Here is a 1,519-nt window from a genome sequence, read left to right as displayed (position 1 = left end):
TCAGATTATATGGTCAAGACAATCAGCCAATTAGTACAAGTTAGCTTCACACATTACTGCGCTTCCACACCTTGCCTATCAACGTCGTAGTCTTCAACGGGCTTCATGGGAAAACTCATCTTGAGGGAGGCTTCCCGCTTAGATGCTTTCAGCGGTTATCCCGTCCGAACTTAGCTACCCGGCTATGCCACTGGCGTGACAACCGGTACACCAGAGGTTCGTCCACTCCGGTCCTCTCGTACTAGGAGCAGCTCCTCTCAATTTTCCTACGCCCACGGCAGATAGGGACCGAACTGTCTCACGACGTTCTAAACCCAGCTCGCGTACCACTTTAAATGGCGAACAGCCATACCCTTGGGACCTGCTTCAGCCCCAGGATGTGATGAGCCGACATCGAGGTGCCAAACACCGCCGTCGATATGAACTCTTGGGCGGTATCAGCCTGTTATCCCCGGAGTACCTTTTATCCGTTGAGCGATGGCCCTTCCATACAGAACCACCGGATCACTAAGACCTACTTTCGTACCTGCTCGAGCCGTCACTCTCGCAGTCAAGCACCCTTATGCCTTTACACTCTTGGTACGATGTCCGACCGTACCGAGGGTACCTTTGTGCTCCTCCGTTACTCTTTGGGAGGAGACCGCCCCAGTCAAACTACCCATCATACACTGTCCTCATCCCGGATTACGGGACCAAGTTAGAACCTCAATAACAACAGGGTGGTATTTCAAGGTCGGCTCCATAAGAACTAGCGTCCTCACTTCATAGCCTCCCACCTATCCTACACAGTTATCATCAAAGTCCAGTGCAAAACTATAGTAAAGGTTCACGGGGTCTTTCCGTCTAGCCGCGGGTACACTGCATCTTCACAGCGATTTCAATTTCACTGAGTCTCGGGTGGAGACAGTGTGGCCATCGTTACGCCATTCGTGCAGGTCGGAACTTACCCGACAAGGAATTTCGCTACCTTAGGACCGTTATAGTTACGGCCGCCGTTTACCGGGGCTTCGATCAAGAGCTTCTCCGAAGATGACCCCATCAATTAACCTTCCGGCACCGGGCAGGCGTCACACCCTATACGTCTTCTTACGAATTTGCAGAGTGCTGTGTTTTTAATAAACAGTCGCAGCCACCTGGTCTCTGCGGCCCTCACCAGCTTTGTTTTGTAAAAAAACTAACCAGCAAGGGCGTACCTTCTCCCGAAGTTACGGTACCATTTTGCCTAGTTCCTTCACCCGAGTTCTCTCAAGCGCCTCAGTATTCTCTACCTGTCCACCTGTGTCGGTTTGCGGTACGGTTCTCTATAGGTTATGGCTAGCAGCTTTTCCTGGAAGCCGAGCATTAATGACTTCTCTGTACACCGAAATGTCAGAACCACTTCGCACCTCAGAGTTAACAGGAAACCGGATTTGCCAAGTCTCCCCTCCTACATGCAAGTACCAGGACAACCAACGCCTGGCTCATCTAGCTTTCTTCGTCCCCACTTCACCACCTATAAAAAGTCCAGGAATATTAACCT

The 1,519-nt window shown here is 51.1% G+C and carries 1 rRNA gene; it reads right to left on the bottom strand.

Annotated features, from left to right (window positions below):
• Positions 1 to 9: 9 nt before the first annotated feature.
• A 23S ribosomal RNA gene (locus tag G543_RS0110130) occupies positions 10 to 1,519 on the bottom strand; the annotation flags it as partial.

This window comes from Legionella moravica DSM 19234 (assembly GCF_000423305.1).
Lineage (GTDB): Bacteria > Pseudomonadota > Gammaproteobacteria > Legionellales > Legionellaceae > Legionella > Legionella moravica.
This window is presented reverse-complemented; position numbering and strand designations above follow the sequence as displayed.